At 67.1% G+C, this 21,045-nt stretch carries 14 protein-coding genes; 4 read left to right on the forward strand and 10 right to left on the reverse strand.

From position 1 onward, the window contains the following. Positions 1-24: 24 nt before the first annotated feature. Positions 25-543 carry a nuclear transport factor 2 family protein gene (locus tag HUA78_RS11010; protein WP_174457329.1) on the reverse strand — a complete coding sequence of 173 codons (519 nt, stop codon included), beginning with the start codon at positions 541-543 and terminating at the stop codon, positions 25-27. A gap of 95 nt (positions 544-638) precedes the next feature. On the opposite strand from HUA78_RS11010, the gene HUA78_RS11015 reads away from it, so the two are divergent. Then, positions 639-1,418, forward strand: coding sequence for an alpha/beta fold hydrolase (locus tag HUA78_RS11015; RefSeq protein ID WP_141641010.1), 780 nt, complete (start codon positions 639-641; stop codon positions 1,416-1,418). 10 nt (positions 1,419-1,428) lie between these two features. On the opposite strand, the gene HUA78_RS11020 is transcribed toward HUA78_RS11015, so the two are convergent. From HUA78_RS11020 to HUA78_RS11045, 6 genes are all read right to left on the reverse strand, one after another. Then, positions 1,429-3,603, reverse strand: coding sequence for a caspase family protein (locus tag HUA78_RS11020; RefSeq protein WP_174476251.1), 2,175 nt, complete (start codon positions 3,601-3,603; stop codon positions 1,429-1,431). Between the two features lie 95 nt (positions 3,604-3,698). Beyond that, a complete protein-coding gene (locus HUA78_RS11025) occupies positions 3,699-4,622 on the reverse strand; it encodes a hypothetical protein (protein WP_174459874.1) in 924 nt (307 codons plus the stop codon). Then, positions 4,622-7,348: a TonB-dependent receptor gene (locus HUA78_RS11030; protein ID WP_174457331.1), complete on the reverse strand. Its 2,727-nt coding sequence runs from the start codon at positions 7,346-7,348 to the stop codon at positions 4,622-4,624. Before HUA78_RS11030 ends, HUA78_RS11025 begins: the two co-directional genes overlap by 1 nt. A 164-nt stretch (positions 7,349-7,512) precedes the next feature. Further along, positions 7,513-8,301, reverse strand: a complete 789-nt coding sequence (locus HUA78_RS11035; RefSeq protein ID WP_141643605.1) for an energy transducer TonB — start codon at positions 8,299-8,301, stop codon at positions 7,513-7,515. A gap of 10 nt (positions 8,302-8,311) precedes the next feature. Next, entirely contained in the window at positions 8,312-8,737 is a 426-nt protein-coding gene (locus HUA78_RS11040; protein WP_141643606.1) for a biopolymer transporter ExbD, read from the reverse strand. Between the two features lie 2 nt (positions 8,738-8,739). After that, positions 8,740-9,414, reverse strand: a complete 675-nt coding sequence (locus HUA78_RS11045; RefSeq protein ID WP_141643607.1) for a MotA/TolQ/ExbB proton channel family protein — start codon at positions 9,412-9,414, stop codon at positions 8,740-8,742. Positions 9,415-9,564: 150 nt separating this feature from the next. On the opposite strand from HUA78_RS11045, the gene HUA78_RS11050 reads away from it, so the two are divergent. From HUA78_RS11050 to HUA78_RS11060, 3 genes are all read left to right on the forward strand, one after another. Further along, the gene (locus HUA78_RS11050) at positions 9,565-10,374 is read left to right on the forward strand and encodes an SDR family oxidoreductase (RefSeq protein WP_141643608.1); all 810 of its coding nucleotides are present in this window, start codon (positions 9,565-9,567) and stop codon (positions 10,372-10,374) included. Positions 10,375-10,506: 132 nt separating this feature from the next. Continuing rightward, positions 10,507-11,556, forward strand: coding sequence for a triacylglycerol lipase (locus tag HUA78_RS11055; RefSeq protein WP_254623667.1), 1,050 nt, complete (start codon positions 10,507-10,509; stop codon positions 11,554-11,556). Beyond that, a complete protein-coding gene (locus HUA78_RS11060) occupies positions 11,553-11,861 on the forward strand; it encodes a hypothetical protein (RefSeq protein WP_174476252.1) in 309 nt (102 codons plus the stop codon). The genes HUA78_RS11055 and HUA78_RS11060 overlap by 4 nt, the downstream gene beginning before the upstream one ends. Before the next feature lie 90 nt (positions 11,862-11,951). On the opposite strand, the gene HUA78_RS45920 is transcribed toward HUA78_RS11060, so the two are convergent. The 3 genes from HUA78_RS45920 to HUA78_RS11075 all read right to left on the reverse strand — a co-directional run bounded on the left by HUA78_RS45920 (position 11,952) and on the right by HUA78_RS11075 (position 20,097). Beyond that, the gene (locus HUA78_RS45920; RefSeq protein WP_174488527.1) at positions 11,952-12,158 is read right to left on the reverse strand and encodes a hypothetical protein; all 207 of its coding nucleotides are present in this window, start codon (positions 12,156-12,158) and stop codon (positions 11,952-11,954) included. A gap of 968 nt (positions 12,159-13,126) precedes the next feature. After that, positions 13,127-13,501 carry a hypothetical protein gene (locus tag HUA78_RS11070; RefSeq protein ID WP_174476254.1) on the reverse strand — a complete coding sequence of 125 codons (375 nt, stop codon included), beginning with the start codon at positions 13,499-13,501 and terminating at the stop codon, positions 13,127-13,129. Positions 13,502-13,503: 2 nt separating this feature from the next. Next, positions 13,504-20,097, reverse strand: a complete 6,594-nt coding sequence (locus HUA78_RS11075) for an RHS repeat-associated core domain-containing protein (RefSeq protein ID WP_371745549.1) — start codon at positions 20,095-20,097, stop codon at positions 13,504-13,506. Positions 20,098-21,045: the final 948 nt, after the last annotated feature.

Raw genomic sequence — 21,045 nt, forward strand, 5'->3', positions numbered from 1 at the left:
GCACCGCATCGCGACCCCGCACCGCTACTTCTTCTTCGGAGCCGGAGGCGCGGGAGCCGGCGCGGGCTTCGCAGGCGCCTGCGTCTGGATGCGCTTCACCACCTCATCCATGAGGTCGTTCGGAATCGGAATGGACAGGTTGTACTGGGCAATCTTCCAGGTGCCGCCATCCTTCACCAGCACACCACTGCCCCGGCTGGGTCCCAGGTTCGGCGTGTCCAGCGTCTCGTCGAACCACGCGACCGCGCCGTCCTTCGACACGGTGATGTGGCGGGAGACCGCCTTGAAACTCCACGCCTTGCCCTTGGAGAAGTACGGCTTTGACCAGGCGCGGAACTCGTCGCGCGACCACCGCTCCGTGGCGTCCGTGCCCATGTAGACGGCGTCCGGCGTGAAGTACCCGAAGTAGCGCGCTTCGTCCGCCTGGGCGGCGGCCTTGTGCCAGTCATCCAGCACGGTGGTGATAGCGGCCTTGGGGTCCGTGGCGGTTCCCGTCACGGGAGCGGAGGCGAGCACGAACAACAACAGGGAGACAGTGGACACGCGAGGCGACCTCGTTGAAGAGAAGTTCGCGGTATGAAGCGGCACGGCCCACCCCCAGGTCAATACTCCGGGCCGGCCAGAAAGGCGTGAGTCGCGTGGTCCTCGAGAGCTTCCAGGTCGGTGAGGGGGATGTGCCCACGGTGCTGTTGCACGGTTTCCTTGGCACGGGACGCAACCTGCGCTCCCTGGCGATGGCGTGGAGCGCCGCGGACCCTCGGCGCCGCTTCCTGATGCCGGACCTCACCGGCCACGGCGCCTCTCCCGTCCCACCCCCGAGCGCCGACCTCTACACCCTCGCCCGCGACGTGCTCGACACCGCCCGCGCCCAGGGCTTCACCGGCGCGCTCGACTGGGTGGGCCACTCGCTGGGCGGACGTGTCTCCCTCGCCGCCAGCCTCCACGTCCCCGAGGCCGTCTCCCGCGTGTCGCTGCTCGACATCGCCCCCGGCCCCGTACCCTACGACTTGTCCGACAGCGGCATGGTGCTGGGCATCCTCCTCCAGGCCCCACCCCGCGCGCCGAACCGCAAGGAGATGCGAGCGACGCTCACCGCCAAGGGACTGTCCGACGGACTCGCGGACTGGCTGGTGATGAACCTGGTGGCGGACGGAGACGGCGTGCGCTGGCGCTTCGACCGACAGGCCCTCGCGGAGCTGCACTCGCGCGTGAATGGCACGGACCTGTGGGCCGCGGTGGAGCGCAAGGACCGTCCCCCCATGCGCTGCATCCGGGGAGGCCGCTCGCGCTACGTCTCCGACGCGGAGGCCGCTCGCCTGGAGGCCGCGGGCTGCCCGGTGGCGACGCTCCCAGGCGCGGGCCACTTCGTCCACGTGGACGCGGCGAAGGAGCTGCTGGAGTGGCTGCTTCGCGACTGACGCCCGCGCGTCAGATGCGCACGCCCAGGAACAGGCCGGGCCACATGCGCGTGCCCGTGGGCCCGCGCCCCGTCTGCCACTGCGGCATCCACGTCATCCCCTTGTCCGGGTTGTCGTCCGGCGGCTTGTAGGCATTGAGCGACACACCGCCGAAGAGGGCGAAGCGCCGCTTCAACTCCCAGCCCACGCTGCCGCGCAGGCGATAGAGGTTGTTCTCCGTGCCTTCGCCGAAGAGCTTGGGCTGCCAGCCACCGATGGAGAGGTCGATGTCCGCGTAGTAGCGGTCCGAGTCACCAAAGGGCAGATGCACGCCCACGCCCAGCGACGTGACGGTGCGCCAGGAGTCGCCCTCCAGGTCCTTCATGCCGATGCTCGCGAGCACATGCACCGTGCGGCTGCCGTACTTCACGCCCACGGACAGCGGCGTGACTTCGTCGGACCAGATTTCGAAGGCAATGCGCCCCTTGCGCACCAGGCTGAGCAGGCCAATGGGCACCGACACATCATCGGCGATGTTGATGAACCCGAGCTGCACTCCGCTCACGTTGCCCGCGACGTTGATGATGCCCACCTGCGCGCCCGTCACACTGCCGGCCAGGTTGAAGACACCAATCTGCGCGCCCGTGAGGTTCTCCACCATGTTGACGCCGCCCACGAGCTGGAGCCCATGCATGTCCGCGTCAGAGCGGTTTCCCACCGCCGCGAGCTGGAACCCGGAGAACGAGCGCTCCGAGTAGTTGATGATGCCCGCCAACTGCCCGCCCGTCGCTCCACCGAAGGCGAGGTTGCCACCCGCCGCCAGTTGGAACCCCAGCGCCTCGCCGCCCGTGACGTTGGCGATGCCCGCCAACTGCACGCCCTCCATCGTCCCGTCCACCCAGCCCAACCCCGCCGCCGCGCCCACCCCTCGGAGCTGGAACGAGCGAACCGCGAGCCCCCCCAGCGCCACGTTGTTGAGGCCACCACCGCCCCACAACGCACTCGTGGACAGCGGCGGCACCAGCGACAGGTTGATGGGCACGGAGGGCATGTCCTCCAGCGCCCCCTCGCGCGCGAGCGGCGCGTCCGACGACACGGTGCCTCCGCGCGCCGCCGTGCGCGTCAGCGTCACCGGAACGAAGTCACCGACGCGCAGCTCCGCGTCACCCTTCGTCCCCACCAGCAGCTCCGCCTCGAAGCGCTGCGTGGGGCGCTCCAGCGTGACGTGGTAGCGCCCGGCCTCCAGGCCCAGCGAAAGCCGTCGCCCCGCGGGCTTCTGCAGCTCCGCCACCAACTGGTTGCCCCAGTCGCGAACGAAGAGGCGGCCCTGCACGTCCTCCGCCACCCGCAGGCGCGCGTTGGAGCCCCGCAGGTCCGTCATCACCAGGTCGCCACTGCCCGCCAGCTGGATGTCATAGGCCGCGTGCTGCGGGCCGCCTTGCGAACGCTCCGTGCGCGCCAGCGTCTCGTGGAAGGCGAACTGATACGCCTCGTGCAGCGTGACTCGTCCATCTCCCGTGGTGTCCGCCGCGCCGCGCAGGCCCGTGACGAGGAAGTGCGTGAAGAAGGACGCGCCGATGGCATCCGACTCCTGCGCCACCTCATCCGCGGAGCTGGAAGCCAGATACGCATGGCCTCGCACCTGCGCGGACATGTCCGTGAGGAATGACGGACGCCGCAGTCCGCCCTTGAAGCGGGTGAGCGCGCCCGAGCCGCACGAGTCGAGGATAGCGATGCGCACGTCCACCGGCACCAGGCCCATCAGCTTGCGCAGGTCGCCGTAGGTGACGCGCTCGCCGCGCGGCAACAGGCCATCCGCGTCCGAGTGGCCCGAGTAGTACACCACCAGCTCGCGCCGCACGCCGGGCACGGCCGCGCCCTCCACCAGCGTCTTGAGCCGCTCCAGCGCCGACAGGAGCGCGTCCCGGTCCGCCTCCAGCAGCAGCACCCGGTCCGCGGTGGCCACGCCGCCCAGTTCTTCCAGGACGCGCGACATGGCCAGCGCGTCGGAGCCCGCATAGCGCAAGCGCTCGCGCCCGGGCCCGCCTTCACTGGAGCCGACGACGAGCGCGAAGCGGCGCAGCGCCGCGTCAGGCGCCTCCTCGAGCGGAGCGGCCCGAGAGCCCACGCTCCACGCCACCAGCACCCACGCGGCCAGCACGCTGGCCACGCGTCCCCACCCGCGCGCTGTGCTCCGTCTCATCATCCGCTTCCCACCCCGCTCCAGCCCCGGCCCGGCCTCGCGTGAGCACCGGGGGCATACCTCGGATGGCCGCCCCCTTGCGAGCCATCCTCACGACGCTAAGGCGACCAGCGGGCCTTGCGGATGAGCCAGGTGCTGCCTCCTCGCCCGTCCCGCGCCACGGCCCAGAAGGTGACCTCCTGAGCGACGCCGTCCTTCTCAGGAGGCTCCCACTCCACGCGGTGCCGCCCAGGCTCGCCGTTGAAGTCGGCGCCGCCCGTCTCCTCGTCCGGGATTTCTCCCAGCGACACATGCCAGCTGATGGACCAGGCCTCCTTGAGCGACACGGACTCCTGCCGGAACCCGGGCACCACATAGGCCTCCTCCAGGGCGGACACGTCCTCGGCCGTAATCACGAACGGCCCCTGTCCCGTCAACTCGGGCAGCGCCTCCTCCGCCCACGGCTGACCCTCCAGGCGAAGCCCTTGCAGCTCCGGCTGCTGGTTGGGCGCCATGCCGGGCACGAGCGGGCAGGAGAACACCATCAGCTTCTGCGCGTAGATGGCCTCGCTCCCCGCGCTGAGGTTCAGCACCAGCGGCATGCGCAGCCCACCGAAGCCCTCGTAGGGGTCCGCCTGCCGCACCTTGTCCAGCAGCAGCGTGCCGTCCGGCAGCGTGCTCGCACCGGGCCGGATGGGCACCACCAGTTCGCCCGCCGTCGTGGTGCCCTGCGCCAGTTGCACGCGCAGAGCGGTGTTCTCGCAGAGGAAGTCCTCCGGGTCCGCGCAGGCCCACAGGGTGTAGGAGAGGGCGCGCCCCTCGCCCGCGGGGTCCACCACCAGCGCGCGGTAGGACACCTCCTCGGTGAGGACCTCCAGCGCCTCCGCGGTGAGTTCGCACGTCGGAGCCATCAACTCCGGGCGCTCCACGGCGATGCCCAGCACGCGCAGGTCATGCACGATGGACGGCCGGTCATCGGGGTCGACACAGGCGACGGCGCCGAGCGTGAGCAACAGCGCCCCATACTTGATCCAGGTATTCATCAGAAGCTTCCTTTCACGCCCAGCACGGGGAGGATGGGGATGCCCGGTATCTCCACCTCGTCGCGAAACCGGTAGTCATTGAAGACGAACTCGACGTTCTCCGCGTTGTAGAGGTTCTGCACGTCGAGGTAGAGCGCGAGCGTCCAGTTGTCGAAGCGCCAGCCCTTCTCCACCCGGACGTCGAGCTGATGGAACGTGGAGGTCCGCGCCGAGAGCGAGCGGCCATAGGTGGGCTCGTAGCTGTTCGAGTCCGAGTTGTAGACGTCATGCGGATGCACCAGCGGCGTCGTCGGTCGACCGGTGGTGAGGCGGAAGCGTCCGCCCAGCTCCCAGCCATTGCCCAGCACGTAGTTGGCCACCAGCGTGAGGATGTGCGTCTGGTCCCAGATGCTCAGACCGTAGGTGGCCTCGCTGATGCCTGGAGGACCGTCGTCGCCGAAGGCACCGTCGACCCGGGGCTTGGCGCCCGCGCGACCGTCCTCCGCGTGGCTGAGCGTATACGACAGCCAGCCGTACCACTTGTCCGTCGCGGCGGCGCGGTCCTTCTTCACCATCAACTCCACGCCATAGGCCTTGCCGATGCCCGCGTTGACGAAGCGGTCCTGCGTGAAGCTCCCCTCGTCGGTGGCGCGAACATCACCCGGCGCCACCACGTTCTCGAAGCGGCGGTTGAAGAAGCCGGTGACGTCCACGTTCCACACGTCCCCCAGCTTCTGCTCCACGCCGAGGCTCGACTGGAACGCGCGCTGGTAGCCCAGCAGCGGATTGCCGTAGGGGGAGAAGATGAACTGGAAGGTGTCCGCCGGCTGGCTGTAGAGGCCGAGCGAGCCCTTGAGCGAAGTCCGCTCGGTGGCCGCGTAGCGGACCCACAGCCGAGGGTCCAGGAGCAGGTTGCGCGTGCCACCCACCTTCTGGAGGTTGCCGCGCACGCCCGGCGTCACGGTGAGCGGGCCCCACTTGAAGTCCGCCTCGGCGAAGAGCGCGCCGTCGAAGCCGTTGATGGTGAGCTTCTCGTGGATGAGCTCCGCGACGGGGTCATTGCCCGGGAAGGGCACGTACTCGGTGCCTTCCGGAGACGGAGCCTGCACGTCCACCTTCACGTGCTCGAAGTAGACATCCAGACCGGTGCGCAGGGTGAGCGTATCGGACAGCTCCAGCGACACCACCTCGCGCGCGCCCAGCGAGTAGATGGAGTCGTTTTCGATGTACTGGCCAAAGCTGATGTCGAAGAAGTCCAGGCCCACGTACGGCGTGAAGACGGTGGTGAGCGGACCCTTGCGGTACGTCCAGTCGCCCTTCACACGGTGGAAGACGGTGTGCGTGTCCAGGGAGATGTCGCGGTTCTCCTCTTCGCCACCGGACACCAGGCGCAGCTTGTCGTCGCTGCCGAAGGCCATGATGTAGCCGGTGCTGCGCGCGGCCCCAGGCTCCGGCGTGGAGCCGCGCGGCGCGCCGAAGTCCACTCGCAGCTGGTAGTCCCAGTACACGGGGACGATGGAGAGCGTGCTGCCCTCGTCGTCCGGCAGCACCGCGGGCAGCAGCGTGTCGATGTACGAGCGCCGCGCGGAGGCCGCCACGCTGATGCCCTCGGTGATGGGCGCCTCCACGAAGAAGCCCGCATCGAGCAGGTCCACCTTCACGGAGCCATGCACCGTGTCCGCGGCGCCCTTGCGCGTGGCCACGTCCACCACACCGCCGACCGCGCGGCCGTACTGACTGCCGTAGCCGCCGGGGAAGAAGTCGAGCGAGTCGATGAACTCGGCGTTGACCACCGACGGTCCACCGAGCAGGTGGAAGAGGTTGGGGATGCGCACGCCGTCCATCAGCGTCGCCGTCTGGCCCGGGTTGGAGCCGCGCACCAGCAAGTCACCCGAGATGAAGGGCGCGCGCGCCACGCCCGGCAGCGTCTGGAGGACGCGGATGGGGTCACCAAACGTCCCTGGCGTCTTCTGCGCCTCCTCGCGCGTCACCGTGCGGCGGACCACTTCCTTCTTCGGCCGCTCGGAGCGCACCACCGTCTCGAAGGCGCTGCCGGCCGGAGCCAGGTAGAAGTTCACCTCCGTCGTCTCGTTCGCCTTCAGCGTCTCCTTCGTCTGGTAGAGCTGATGGCCGGAGGCGATGACGCGCACGGCGCACTCGCCCGGGGGGACCTCCAGGGTGAAGCGGCCGTCCGCGTCGGACACGGCCTCGGCGGCGTCCGCGTCGTCACCGCAGCGCACGGTGGCGCCGGCCACGCGTGAGCGGCTGCCTCGGGAGATGAGCTGACCGGTGAGCGTCGCCTTGGGCGCCTCGGGCTCGGCGGCGACCTGGCCCTCCGTCGGCGGGGGCGCGTTGAGGGTGAAGTGGTAGACGTACTCCACCTGCACCGGCGCGGGCACGCCGTCGACCTCGGCGGGCGAGAAGCGGAACTGGCGCACGGCGGCGATGGCCGCCTCGTCGAAGCCGTGCCCCGCGAGCTCCGCGGACTGCACGTCCGTCACCGCGCCATCCTCGGCGATGGTGATGATGAGGCGCACGGAGGCGGTGAGGCCCTGCGCGAGCGCCTCGGCGGGGTACTGGGCTTGGACCTGCTGCACCAGCTCCGGGGGCTTGGTGATGGTGGGCTGCGCGGCCGGAGGCGACTCGGCGGCGGGGGCTCCAGGTTGAGGTGCCTGGGCGAGCGCCGGAGTCGCCACCCAGAGGGAGGCGGCGGCGAGCGCGACGCGGGCTTTCACGTTCGAGGACATGGGGCTTTCAGGGACAGGGGCGTGAAGAGAGTCGGGCTCCCGACGGCAGAGGGGCGGAGTGAAGGCGTGCAGGAGGAGCCGGCGGGCATGGACGGGCCGTGGATGTGAATGGGGCCCACCGGTGCACTCCCCCGCTCCGACCCTCTCCCGGCGGGAGCGGATGTTCAATCGAGCAGGAACGTATAGGCGTACTTCATCTCCGTGGACACTGCTTCGCCTCCCTTGAAGGCGGGACGGAAGCGGAAGCGGAGGATGGCGGTGCGCGCGGCTTCTTCCAGACCGTGCCCGGGCCCATTCAGCACGCGCGCATTCACCACGCGGCCTTCGGTGTCGATGGTGATGGACAGCGTCACCGTGCCCTCGATTCCCGCGCGGCGTGCCTCATCCGGGTAGGGAATCTTCACCTCGCTGGCGAGCTGCGGCTCACGGTCCACCTGGTAGATGGGCGTGTACTTGGGCGCGCTGTACGCCTTCACCTCTTGCGGCGCCTTGGCCTTCTCGGCGTTGCGACCATAGAGGGTATTGCCCACCGGCGCCGCGAAACCTCCCGCGCTCGTGGTGGAGGACATGGAGATGCCGACCACCAGGGGCGCGGGCTTCGCGCTCGGCGGCGGGGTTTCATTGGGCGGGGGCGGCGCATCCACGGGAGGCGGAGGCAGCGGCCTGGGCGCCTCGGCGACCTTGATGGGCGGGGGCTTCACGCGGACCTTGGGCGGCGGCGGAGGCTCCGGCTTCGGCTCCTCCACCACGGGCGGCGGGGGCGGAGGCGGCTTCGTCACCTCCACCATGACCAACTCCACGGGACGCTGCGGCGCGGGACGCTCCGGCGGGCGGGTGTGCAACACCACCAGCCCCAGCCCGTGCAGCAGGAACGAGCCGGTGACGAAGCCCATGAACAATCCGCTGCCGCCTCGTCGGGGCAGGACACCACTTTCGAGCACGCTCGTACTCATGGCCTTCGCGTCAGCCCCGCGGCGCGGGCGCGACGTCCTTCTCGATGTTGAGCGCGAACTTGGCGATGCCGTGACCCTTCACGGTGTCGATGAGCCGCATCACCTGGCCGTACGCGATGCTCTGGTCGGCGCTGATGATGGCGCGGGTGTCCTTGTCCTTGGCGACGGCCTCGGACACCTTGGTGGACAGCTCCGCCTCGCTCACTGGAGCGCCGTCGAAGTAGAGCTTGCCCTCCTTGTCGAGCACCACGTTGACGAGCCCCTGCACCGTCTCGCCGCCGTTGGCCGCGCGGGGCAGGTCCACCTCCACCGTCTCGCGGACGATGAAGTTGGCCGTCACCATGAAGATGATGAGCAGCACCAACACGATGTCCACGAGCGGGGTGACGTTGATGCCAGTGATTTCCTCGTCGTCCTGCTGCGAGCCGCCGGCCATGACTAGCGGACCTCCGCGCGCAGGCTGCCGACCAGGGCGTGGCCCAGGGCGTTGGCGCGGCTGGTGAGCGTCTTGAGCTGGCGGTTGAAGATGTTGAAGGCGACGACGGCGGGAATCGCGACGGCCAGGCCCACCGCCGTGGCGACAAGCGCTTCCGAGATGCCGCCCATGACGGTCTGCTGAATCGCCGCGCCCTTCACGCCCGCGGAGCCCAAATCGTGGAACGCCTTGATGATGCCGAGCACCGTGCCGAACAGGCCGATGAAGGGCGCGTTGTTGCCGAGCGTGCCGAGGAAGGAGAGGAAGCGCTCGTACTGGGGGCGCTCGCGAGCCATGGTGGAGGCAATCACCTGCTCAACGGAGTCGGCGCCTTGCTCGGCGGAGGCGAGGCCCTCGCGGATGATGGCGGCCTCCATGCCTCGGCGTCCCTGGATGGCCACGCGCACCGCTTCGAGCTCGCCGCGCGCCAGTCGCACCGCGAGCGACTCCGAGTCCGGGAGGCGATTCCGGGCGAAGTACACCGTGCGCTCCAACATGATGGCGATGGAGAGCACGGAGAGGACGACCAGGATCCACAGCACCCACTCGGCGGACGTCAGTGTGACACCGAGCAGCTTGCTGCTGAGCCAGCCGAGATTCTCGGCTGGGACCTGGGCGATGACCGCGATGGACGACATGGTGTTCGTTCCCCTCTCGAAATGCGTTGGCGCGAACGGAACACCGCGGGTTCCGGAAAGTGTTACCGGGTTTATTTTTCGGAGCGGAACGCTGTGCGCGGGTGTAGGCCTGGGCCGACGTCCTCGACGCGCTGGGAGTGCGGGGCGACAATGCGGGCCATGCAAGGCAAGAGCGTGGTGGTCACCGGTGCCTCCATGGGCATCGGCGAGGAGCTGTCGGTGGCGCTCGCGGCGCGGGGCGCGAATCTGGTGCTGGCCGCGCGGAGTGAGGATGCCCTCCAGCGGGTGAAGCAGCGGTGTGAGGCGGCGGGCGGGAAGGCCATCGCGGTCGCCACGGACGTGGGGGACCCGGAGGCGTGTCGGCGGATGGTGGACCGCGCGGTGGAGGCGTACGGCGGCGTGGACGTGCTCGTCAACAACGCGGGCATCTCCATGGACGCGCGGTTCGAGGACGTCACGGACCTGACGCTCTTCGAGCGGCTGATGCGCATCAACTACCTGGGCTCGGTGTACTGCACGCACCATGCGCTGCCGCACCTGAAGGCACGGCGCGGGTTGTTGGTGGCGGTGTCGTCACTGACGGGGAAGACGGGCGTGCCCACGCGCTCGGGCTATGCGGCGAGCAAGCACGCGATGAACGGGTTCTTCGACTCACTGCGCGTGGAGTTGATGGGGACGGGCGTGGACGTGACGGTGGTGTGCCCCGGCTTCGTCGCGACGAACGTGCGCGCCAACGCGCTGGGCAAGGACGGCAAGCCGCTGCAGGTGAGCGCGCACGACGAGACGGAAGGCAACATGGACGTGGGCACATGCGTGTCCATCATCCTGAAGGCCATGGATCAGCGTGAGCGCGAGGTGGTGATGACCACCAAGGGCAAGGTGGGTCAGTACCTGAAGCTCTTCACCCCGGGCTTCCTGGACCGCATCGTGTTCAAGGCGATTCAGGAACGGCGGAAGTGAGCGGGGCCATGGGCTGAAGGAGAGGGCTCATTCAGTGGCAAGGACGGACGCCCTGAGAGGGAGCTTCCCTGCGTCCAGGCCGTGATTCGACTTCCATGACGCATCGTGTCACACTGCGCGTGGAGGTACTGAATGACGACTTCGGAAGGGCCTGAAACCCCAGACTCCGAGCCTGGGTTCCCGGTGGTCTCGTCCTCTCCCGCCGAAGCGGCGCTCCCCGCTCCGCCCAAGCCTCGCGTGGGCAAGGTGGACGTCGCGCTCGGCGTGCTCAACGGCGTGCTGGGCGACTACCTCCACCGACAGAACAACGCGCTCGCCACGCCCATGGGCCTCTACCACGAGGGCCGCCCCCTCCCTGTCGAGCGAGAGGCCCTGCGCGCCGCCCATCCCCAGTCGACAGGACGCGTGGCCCTCTGGGTCCACGGACTCGCCGTCACCGAGGCCGTCTGGGCCTTCCCCGCCGAGCCCACCACCGACTACGGCACCCTTTTGGAGCGCGACGCGGGCTTCACCCCGCTCTACCTCCGCTACAACACCGGCCTGCACATCTCCGACAACGGCGAGGCCCTCGCGAACCTCCTGCAACGCCTCGTCGCCGAGTTCCCCGTCCCCATCACCGAGCTCGTCCTCGTCGGCTACAGCATGGGCGGCCTCGTCCTGCGCAGCGCCTGCCACATCGCCTCCGAGAGCTGCCTCTCCTGGCTCTCCCACGTGCGCCGCTCGTACTCGATCGGCGTGCCCCACTTCGGCAGCCCCCTGGAGCGCATGGGCAACGTCGTCGCCCAGGTCCTCCGCGCCGTGCCCAATCCCTACACCCGCCTGGTCGCCGACGTCGTCGACCTGCGCAGCAGCGGCGTGAAGGACCTGGGCGTCGCGCGACTGCGCCGACAGGACTGGGAAGACACCGCGTCTCCATGCAAGCCCTTGCTTCCTCCTCCGGGCATCGCCCACCACCTCATCGTCGGGGCGCTCGGCCAGCAGGGACAGTGGCTGTCCGCCATGTTCGGTGACGGCGTCGTCTCCCTGGCGAGCGCTTCCGGCCGCACCGGCCCGCGTGATACGAGCCCGCTGTTCCCGCCGGAAAACGTCAAGGTGGTCGCAGGTATCGACCACGTCACCCTCGCCCACCACGCGGACGTCTACGCGCGGCTCCGCGAGTCGCTCGCAGTGGAGGCCTCATGACTCGCCTACGTGGTGTGAAGGACCTGGTACACGATGCCGTGGAGCAGGGCGCCATGGCGGTGGAGCGCATCCACCGCTCCAGCGCCGCGAAGCCCTTCGAGGTGCTGCGGTTGATTCCCACGCTCGACGCACCCGTGGGCGCCCTGCAATCCCTCCATGACGCCGCCCTCTCCGGCACCTATGGAATGGTCCGCTGGGTCAACCGCGCCGTCGATGGGACGCTGGACGTCGCCCTGGACCTCTTCGAGCGGCGGCAGCTCTCCCAGACGGACGCTCAGGACCATCCCTCTAAACATCCTCTTTGACGGCAACCGTTACTTCGTGGAGCAAATCCACACGGCCGTCACCTCCCTCAAGCTGCAACGACCAGGCGAATCTGTTCGAGCTGCGCCCCGTCAGTCATCAAGCTCCTCGACGCAACTCCATTCGCAATCCGCACCTGCAACAAACGCAGTGTTCTTCGCCAAATCAGGCAGTCCAGGCCCGTCATCAGGATAGGCATCCAGAACCACATACACACGGTCGTCTTGCCAGGCGATCTGCACCCCGCCCGACAGCACCTCGAATGTCGTCCTGCCAAGCTGAAACCTGAACTCCTTCACGTCTCGCACAGAAAAAGTGACCCTGGACCATCCAGAGCGCGAATCTCGGTCTTTGCACTGCACTTCAATCCGACAGGCTCTTGAAGCGACTCCTACCTCAAGCTCGACCTTGCGCACCACTCCGTCATGGAAGTCGAAGAACCGCTCATGGAATAGAGCAACGTGGTCAGGTTGTAGGCGCATTGATTCACTCTATCGCTGAGTGTGCGCGACTGGTGCCTGCCAGGACAGCGCGGGTGGTCGTGACTCCTGGCGACAACCAGAAGCGTTACCCAGCCGGAGAGTTCAATGTCCGTACGGCCTCAGGGAAATCGCATCGAGCACGTGTGGCTCGACCTGCACGCCAACGTCCCCCGCAGCCACCGCAGAGCCGCACCATCGCTCGGCTCATGGCTCGAGGGAATGCCTCCCTGACCGCACGAAATGCCCAACGCTCCGCAGTCCATCCCCGCGTCGAACCGACCTCAGCCTCACTGCCTGAGGCCGTTCGAACGCCACGTGCGTTGGTAGAGGAGTGACTCTCAGGGCTCGTCGAGCACCGACAACATCCTGGGCAGCACGTCGAAGAACGCGTAGTTCCAGCAACTGAAGTTGTGGCCGCCGTCGCAGCCGAACGGCTTCTGGCCTGCTCCCTCTTCAGCCGCACATCCCTCCCTGAGCGCTTACCCTTCCGGGACCGGGTACGCGCCAGCCCGGCCAGGGTGAAGGCCACGGGCCGCACCAGGAGCGGCAAGACCATCGGCAGGCCCCGGCGGGATGCGGATCTCGATGCCGTGTCCGCGCTGCGCGCCGAGGGCCGGAACTGGAGGGAGATCGCCCAGGCCAGGCATGTGCCCCGGCGGACGCTGGTTAGGACCTGGACGCTGGAGCACAACCTGGGCTGGATTCAGCGGCCTGCGCCACTCGGGGAGGATGGGTGGGGCGGAAGGTGAAGGTTGTGCGCTCGGTCCGCCGGACCCGCGCCTCCCTCAACCCGTGGACACGGACCGAACCAGAGGAGTCAGCTGAAACCAGCTGTCGGGATCGTCGTCCCCCTCGCACGTCCAGTACTCAAGCGACGCACGATGAAGGTCCCGGTCAGCACGGAGCAACTCCACGATCTGAGTCCACTCGGTCGGGACACCGATCCCAGAATCCAGCCTGCGATCCACGGAGGCAAGTATCAGCGCCATAAGCGCAACCTTGTCGTCTGGGCTCAGAGGAAGTGACCGATACGCGGTCAGAAACTCACCTACGCGCGAGGGATCCGCCAGTTCGATCTCCCAGTCCTGCTCTTGGCCATTGGCAGGAAGATCAAGTGCGGCAGTCAGCTTGTCGATGGACGCTTTCTTCAAGGCGATCATGATCAGGGGATGGGGTAGGCGGTTACAAAACCGTTGGGGCCAGGGACCATCGTCGCTCGTGTCGTGCCCACGACGGACCCGTCCGGCATGATGACCTGTCCGAGGCCTTCGGGGATGCGAATCGACGCCGGGCCTTCAAGCCCAGCCTTGTGGCTGTGCAACAACTCCGCAGCGGCCTCATTGTCCAGCCACTGTCCTTGGGGCTTCCCTGTGGCTCGAGCCGTATCTGTGAGGCTACGGGTGATCTTCGCGCCCTCCCCATGTTTCTTGAACGTGTGCTGGAACGTCTTGACGCTCTTCCAGTTCACGCTCTCCTTTGCGGCACTCTCTCCGGCTTTCCCACCCGCACCGCTCCCGGCCTGATTGGCCATCTGCACGGTATTGGCGGCAGCCACGATGTTCAGCGCGCCGAGTCCTAGGGCGATGGGGCTCGTCACCGCCACGGCACCGCCCACAGCCGCCGCTGGCGCGCCCACAGGTGCCAAAATGCCCGTTCCCGTCGCTGCGGTTCCAGCCCCTGCGACGGCGCTGCCACCGGCGAGCCCAATCGTCCCTCCAATCAACCGGACCACACCCCACGCAAACTGAGCTCCGGCGTAGCCGACATAGAAGTCGCGCGTTTGCCCCTCAGGAGGGGACACCAGGTCCAGGAAGGGGACAGCTCCGCCAATCGCACCCAGAAATACGCCCTTCACCGTCTCGAGGGGGTCGGGCCGCGAGTACATAGTCCTCAGGACAAAGTACCTGAACTCCTCGGACATGACGAACTCGGGTGGCGGCTTCGACTCAAAGCCCACGTAGCAGGTGGCGCCCTCCTCTGGAGTCGTGCACCAGTCCGACGGAGTGGTGGCACCGCCCCCGCGCGCCGCCCCCGCAACCGCGAAGCCTCCGTACCAACTGTCATAGATGATGACCGGCAGCTCGTTGGGCACGAAACCCGAGGGGTCCGTGTATCGCACCGGGTTGTTCAGCACGTAGCTGTAACGGTTGAGCACCTGGCTCATCCGAGGTCCTGAGAACAGGGGGTCCGCGCTCAGGAAGCGACCCAATCTCGGGTCATACATGCGCCCCCTCATGTTGATGAGGCCCACCTCCTCGTCATGCTCGTGTCCGGTGAAGCCCTGACGCACCCGCGAGTTGCCGCGCGTCTGCGGACTCCCCATTGAATGCGGATACCGCCTGCCGCCATAGGGCTCGTACTTCAACACTTCGAAAGCCGCGCCCCCCTCATCCGTGAGCGTGTCGACCGAGCCCAGGTTGTCCTTGTGCAGATAGAGCGTCTTCTGTGCGACCAACTGCCCCAAGGCGTTCGTCGTCCACGACACCTGGGCGACAGCCCCATCCGCCCCCACTACATTGAAGGCATGCAGCACGACCCCCGACGCCGTGCGCCTCATCTCGTAGAGGTCCCCTACGTAAAAAGTCACATCCCCGGCCGAGGAGCGCTTCACCGTCCGCTTGTCGTGGGCGTTGTAGCGGTACGTCAGGTCTTGGGAGCCGCTGGTGATGCGCGAGGGCAAGTTGAAGGGCGTGTATTCCACCGTCCGTCCAGGCGCGGTGAGCTGGTTGCCATTCGCGTCGTAGGTGTACGCCCCCAAGGAGGAGCGCGACACCGCATGGGGCCCTGCGCCCCCCGTACCTTCGTAGAAGTATGAGAGGCTCTCCCCGGCCCCCTGGCGCACCGTACGTCCTAACAGGTTGCCCAGGTCGTCGTAGTTGAAGTCCACCGCCGTGGAGCCGCAATTCTGGAAGGCCGTCCAACTCTTGAGCCGGTCCAGCGCGTCGTAGGTGAAGTCCTCCGTCGTCGACCCCACGCGGTCATGCCTTCCGCGCAGGTTGCCGTTCGACTCGTACTCGTAGGCCAGGACCTGGCGCGCCTGCGCCCCCGCCTTCGTCTCGATGAACAGCGGACGACCCCGGGTGTCATATCGGCGCTGGCTCACCACCCCGTTGCCGAAGACCTCCGACGTCAGTTGTCCCTGCCCGTTTCGCGATTGCGCCTGCCAGAAGGTCTGCCCGCTACCCGCACTCTTCACCGACTCCAGGACACCCCAGCGCTTGTACTGGTAGTCCACCGCGAAGCGTTGCCCCCCGGCGGAGGGATAGGACAGCCGCTGCAACTGGTTGTAGTCGTCGAACGTCCGGGAGAGGGAGAAGACGCTGCCCTCCACGCTCCACGTCTCGTCCACCGGGCGCACCAGCGCGTCGTAGGTGTAGACGACGCTGATATCGTCCAGGTTGGACCCCGGGTCTCCCTCCTGTGAGCTGCTCAGCAGCGCCCCCACCTTGCCCAGCGAGCCGGAGACGTCCCACGTGAAGCGGGACACGCCCGTCCGGTCGGTCCGCGTGACGACACGCCCCAACACATCCCGCGCGTAGGTCGTCGTGTCGCCGTTGGCGCGAGTCTCTTGAGTGACTTCGTCGAAGCCATTGTATTGCGTCAGCAGTGTCCCGGCGTTGGGCTCCTGGATTTGGAGGACGCGCCCTAGCTTGTCATACGTGTAATGAGGCCCCTGACCATACCCATTCGTCACGGAGGCCAGCAGCCCGAACGGGGCATAGGTGTAGGTCGACGCCAGACGCCGGGTCTCCACGACGTCCTCGGTGCGCAGCAGGCGGCCCTGGGCGTCAAACCAACTCTCGACCAGGTTGCCCTTCTCATCCCAGTTGGAGTGCTTGGCGCCTTCGTACTTCCAATCCTGATGCGTACCGTCCGGCGACTCCATGCGCACGCGGCGGCCCAGGTTGTCGTAGGTGAAGGTGGTGGCGACTCGCTCGAAGCCTGTCGGAGAGGGCACCCATTGCTTCCTCAGCCGGCCCAGGCCGTCATACTCGAGCGTCGTGGTGGCCAGTCCCCCGCCAAACTCCCTCCGGCTGAAGCTCCTGGGCCGGCCCAGTCGGTCCGCCGTGGAGACTTCCTCCTGGTACCCGTCCGCTGAGACCGAGGTGCGCCGCCGGACCGTGCTCGTCAGCGCACAGAGGGAGCTGTCCGCGCAGGCCGTATAGCTGAGCGTCGTGTCCGACAGCCCCGGAACATCAATGTTCCTCAGCCGGCCAAACCCATCATACTGTTTGCGCGTGGTGAGCCCATTGGCGTCCACCTCCAACGCGAGCAGGCCCAGTCCTCCGTGGTAGGCGAGGCTCACAGAGTGCCCCAGCCCATTGGTCATCACTGACGGCCAGGTGCGGTCCACCGTGTCATAGGTGATGGAGGTGGTCCGAGCCGGCAACCCCGCCGCGGTGCGGACAATCTGCCGTGCCAGTCCATCCGAGTCCCTCAGGTATGTCGTCGTCCGCGCCAGGCTCGGGTCCCCAGCCTCCACAGACTCGCTGGACAGCAACGCTGTCCCGGGCTGGTAGGTGAAGGACTGGCTCCTCGTCACGGAGGCACTGTTGACGGTGCTTGTCACCGTCTGGTGTAGCGTCAATCCCACGAGCCAGGTGGACGCGTCGTTGAGGAACATCTCGGTCCCCGTCGTCACCTCCGAACCCACGGCCTCGCGCCAACTCGTGGCATTGCCGTAGGTCCAATCATATTCCCGCGTGCTCTCCACCCGCCGCAGAAGCCCCGCGGTCTCTGGCTCGGAGGCTTGACGGTCATGAACCTCTTCCGTCAACCCCACGGGAAGCATCGTGATGACCGTCCCCGCGCCAACGCCAGCTCGAACCCGGTGCTCACGAGTCACCTGCCGAGTCTGGACATTGAGCCGATCGCCCGAGGTGATGCGGGCCACCTCCTTGAGTGGCTTGTCCGCATGCGGATAGGCCGTCCCCACCCGCGTCTGATTGTCGAACTCGGCGCGCAGCTCCGTTCCAGCCGCCACCTCGCGCACGGTTACCGCGCCAAAGCCCAACCAGCCACGGCCCCACAGGTCCGAGCGACCGTCCTCGTAGCTGTACTGCCTCACGCGCATGGGGTGGTCCCCCGCGTCGGAGATGTGCTCGGCCACCAGCCACATGCCTTTGCGAAGGCAGTGCTGCGGCCACGTGCAGGTGGTGCCCGGCGTGTAAACGGTGGAGTCCACCATCGGCTTGTAGGTGAACCGGACCTGTGCGCCCAGGGAGTCGCTGACACTCGCCAGCAGCCCCGCCTTGGTTCCCTTGCGTTTATAGAGGCGCAACGAGCCATCGACGACCTGAGCCAGGTCCATCAGGCCATCGCCATTGTAGTCCAGCACCTGAGAGAGCTTGTACCCTCGCGTCGAAGCGACCTGTCCCACCGGGATGGGCAGCGGGCGCAGGGCGAAGCCCGTGCCCTGGGACTCGAGCACCACCAACCCCGTTCGCACATCCCCCACGCGGTCCATCAACAACAAGTCCTGGCGCCCGTCATCGTTGTAGTCCAGCACGCGGATGCCATTGTCTCGGGTGAAGCTCCCGAGCCCGCCTCCTGGCGGAAGCGCTACGGCGACGGGCTCGGCGAAACCGTTGCCCGTGTTCACGAGCACCTCCAGTTCCGTGCCATCGGCCTTCGCGCGCAGGGCATCGGGCAGGGAGTCACCATTCAGGTCGGGGAAGAAATATTGCTTTCCCGACACATCGGTCCGGACAAGGGTCGTCTCCTCCTTCGTGAAGGTGCCGTTGCGCAGCGTCACCGCCCAGTACTTCGACCCCACCACGTCGTAGCTGCCAGGAACACCTGGCCTGTCCTGCATATCGAGGATGAGCAGGCTGGACTTGCCGGTACCCTCCAGGTCAGCCACCATCTGTGCATTGTCGTTACGGACCGATGTCACAATGGGCTGGAACGCCTGGAGCGTCCCCCCCACATTGAGGCGGTAGCCCAGTTGCCTGGAGTTGTTCACCAGACTCTCGCGAACCAGGTCTGGATAGCCATCACCGTTGAGTTCGGCGTACCAGAAATTTCCCCCTCGACCGTCGTCTCCCGTCTCCGAGAACCAGTTATAGGAAGGGGGAGGATGGTTGGTTCGCTGGAAGTGCTTCAGCCTCCGGGGAGGACTGGTGACGCAGCCCTCGTACTCCTCGAGGCTAACGTCGATGCGACCATCCAGATTGATGTCCACCCAGCGTCCGTCCAGCCCCGCTGGGGCCTCCCAGCACGCGCGCGGGAGATTGCCCGTCTCGCCCACGGTGAACTGCCCCGACGAAGATGACAGGCGCAGGGTCCACTTGTAGCTCCCTACATCATCATCCGGCGTGCGGTAGAGGAGGTCGTCGCGACCGTCGCCGTCCACATCCACGGGGTTGAGAACCCAGAAGCGGCCGTTGAACATGGAACCCTGTGTCAGGTCCGTCAGGCCCGTATTCACCTCCTCGAAGCCGGGGTCGTTCTGGGTGTAGTCGAACGTCATGGGGCGCTTACAGGCCCCAGCACCGTCACAGTCCTGGAAGGTCCGCAGCAGGCTGAGGTTGCTCACGGAGTCCTGGGCATAAGTGAAGCGATAGGCGCGGACGAGCCCCACCGTCGTGGGATTCGGCGCGCTCAGACGAATCTCGCGCACCCGCCGCGACATCTTCAGCGACAGGCCCGAAACATAGATGGACCTCGTGTCGGGCCGAGCATCCCCCCCGTAGTCGAAGTCGACAAAGCGCGAGGCCGCCATCCCCGCCCCAACGGAGGAGGCGGTATAGGCGATGCGGTCCAACGTCTGTTCATACCCCACGCCAGCGGCATCGCTATGGACGGTGTAGTGGTAGTTGATGGAGTTGCCGCTGCGGTCCTCTACCTTCGCCAGGGACCACACCAAGCGGCTGTCCTGCCCCTCCAGGGTGGTGGAAATCCCCTCGCCCAAGGTGGGGCGCACACTGACGCGCCTTCCAGCGAGCGTCGAGTTGTGCAGCAGGCCATACGTCAGGATGAGGCCACCCTTCTGGTAGACCTTGAACTGGAGGGGCCCCTGCGCGTCAGCGGAGAGCGACACCACCTTCGTGAAGCTCTCCTCCTCGGTGCGGTACTCCGTATCAGAGGCCCCATAGGCGCCTTGGATGGACACCAGGCGCTGACCATCCAGACAGAAGGCGTCCGAACTCGTGAAGGTGATGGGCGCGGCGTCCCCATCCTGGGCCATGGTCTTGGCGCAGCGGGCGACTCGCGAGCTCACAGACAGGCTCCACCCGCGCCCGAGTGGGCCGTTGGAGCCGCTACTGCGATAGCCCAGTGACAACTCAGGCTGGACGCCCGCACGGCCCGTGGGCAGCCACAGGGGTAGCGTATAGGTAGCGGAGCCGTCCGGGCTCACCCCGGACTGTCCAGTCACTCGCTCCGCCACGAAACCATCCGCGCCAACTTGTGTTGGCAGGACGGTATCGCTGGGAGGCTCCACCACCCGTCCCTTGTTCCTGCCCAGGGACTCCTGATTGTCCCACGTCGCTATATCCGAAGGGCCACAGGACCCCGTGGCCATTGCCACGCACCATGCGGAGAAAAGAAGTCGCTTCATCTGACGGCCTCGACCATCGCCACGAGTCTTCATCGAGAGAACAAGCCGGACGACTAGTCCTGGCTCCTCCGGGTATCCAAATCGCCTTCGCACACGCCGGCCTTGCAGAAGGTGCCTGTTGGGCACGGGCCACAGATGATGCTGCCGCCGCAACCATTGGTAGTGGAGCCACACTCCAGCTCCGCCAGACCACATGCCTCCGGCTTGGTCATCGGCCTGCAACCGCAGACATTGGGCGTGCCCCCGCCACCGCACGAGTTATGGCCACTGCAGGTGCCACAGGTGTATGTGTCGCCACAACCGTTGGGAACGGAGCCACAGTTCTTGCCATTGCAGGCCGTCCCCTGGGGAACCGGAGTACACCCACAGACATTCGGTGCTCCCCCGCCGCCGCAAGACTGCGGACTGGCGCAGGAACCACAGTCATGGAAGCCCCCGCACCCATTGGATACCTGGCCGCAGTTCTTTCCCGCGCATGCGGCCGCCTTCGCTGTTGGCGTGCAACCACAGACATTCGGTGTCCCGCCACCGCCGCAAGAGTTTGGACTGGCGCAGGTGCCACACGAAACCGACCCGCCGCAGCCATTGGAGACCGCACCACAGTTCTTGCCGTTGCAAGCGGTCGTCTGAGTCAGAGGCGTGCATCCACAAACACCCGGCGTACCTCCTCCTCCACAGGAAGTATAGCCAGTGCAGGTACCACAGGAGTAGCTGTCCCCGCACCCATCTGCGGCAGGGCCACAGTTCTTTCCACCACAGGCCGTGTTCACGGAAACGGGAATACACCCGTTGGTCGTGCCACAAACGTTGGGGAGGCCACCGGCGCCACAAGACTGCCCCGCGGTACAGCCACCGCATTCGAGCGTCCCGCCACAGCCATTCGGCACAGAGCCGCAGTTCACCCCCAGCTGCGAGCAGGTCCAGGGTTGACACTGGCACGTGAGGGTGTCCGAGCGACAGATGCCCCCTTCATCGAATGCGCCGTCACAGTCATCGTCCAGGCCATTGCACTGCTCCGGGGGAGCGTCGCACTGGGTCGACCACGCCCCTCCCGAGCAGCGAGTCGTCGAGCCAGGACAGGCACCGTTGGGCCCCACGCAAATGGTGGTCAATGTGTCCGCCCCCTGCCCAGGCGCGTTGTCG

Source organism: Myxococcus sp. CA033, assembly GCF_013336625.1.
Lineage (GTDB): Bacteria > Myxococcota > Myxococcia > Myxococcales > Myxococcaceae > Myxococcus > Myxococcus llanfairpwllgwyngyllgogerychwyrndrobwllllantysiliogogogochensis.

Coding starts and splice junctions, on each gene's coding strand:
- HUA78_RS11035 (WP_141643605.1), bottom strand. CDS start 8,301: ATGAGTACGAGCGTGCTCGAAAGTGGTGTCCTGCCCCGACGAGGCGGC.
- HUA78_RS11030 (WP_174457331.1), bottom strand. CDS start 7,348: ATGTCCTCGAACGTGAAAGCCCGCGTCGCGCTCGCCGCCGCCTCCCTC.
- HUA78_RS11055 (WP_254623667.1), top strand. CDS start 10,507: ATGACGACTTCGGAAGGGCCTGAAACCCCAGACTCCGAGCCTGGGTTC.
- HUA78_RS11075 (WP_371745549.1), bottom strand. CDS start 20,097: ATGTGGTCTGGCGGAGCTGGAGTGTGGCTCCACTACCAATGGTTGCGG.
- HUA78_RS11040 (WP_141643606.1), bottom strand. CDS start 8,737: ATGGCCGGCGGCTCGCAGCAGGACGACGAGGAAATCACTGGCATCAAC.
- HUA78_RS11025 (WP_174459874.1), bottom strand. CDS start 4,622: ATGAATACCTGGATCAAGTATGGGGCGCTGTTGCTCACGCTCGGCGCC.
- HUA78_RS11070 (WP_174476254.1), bottom strand. CDS start 13,501: ATGATCGCCTTGAAGAAAGCGTCCATCGACAAGCTGACTGCCGCACTT.
- HUA78_RS11045 (WP_141643607.1), bottom strand. CDS start 9,414: ATGTCGTCCATCGCGGTCATCGCCCAGGTCCCAGCCGAGAATCTCGGC.
- HUA78_RS11060 (WP_174476252.1), top strand. CDS start 11,553: ATGACTCGCCTACGTGGTGTGAAGGACCTGGTACACGATGCCGTGGAG.
- HUA78_RS11050 (WP_141643608.1), top strand. CDS start 9,565: ATGCGGGCCATGCAAGGCAAGAGCGTGGTGGTCACCGGTGCCTCCATG.
- HUA78_RS11020 (WP_174476251.1), bottom strand. CDS start 3,603: ATGATGAGACGGAGCACAGCGCGCGGGTGGGGACGCGTGGCCAGCGTG.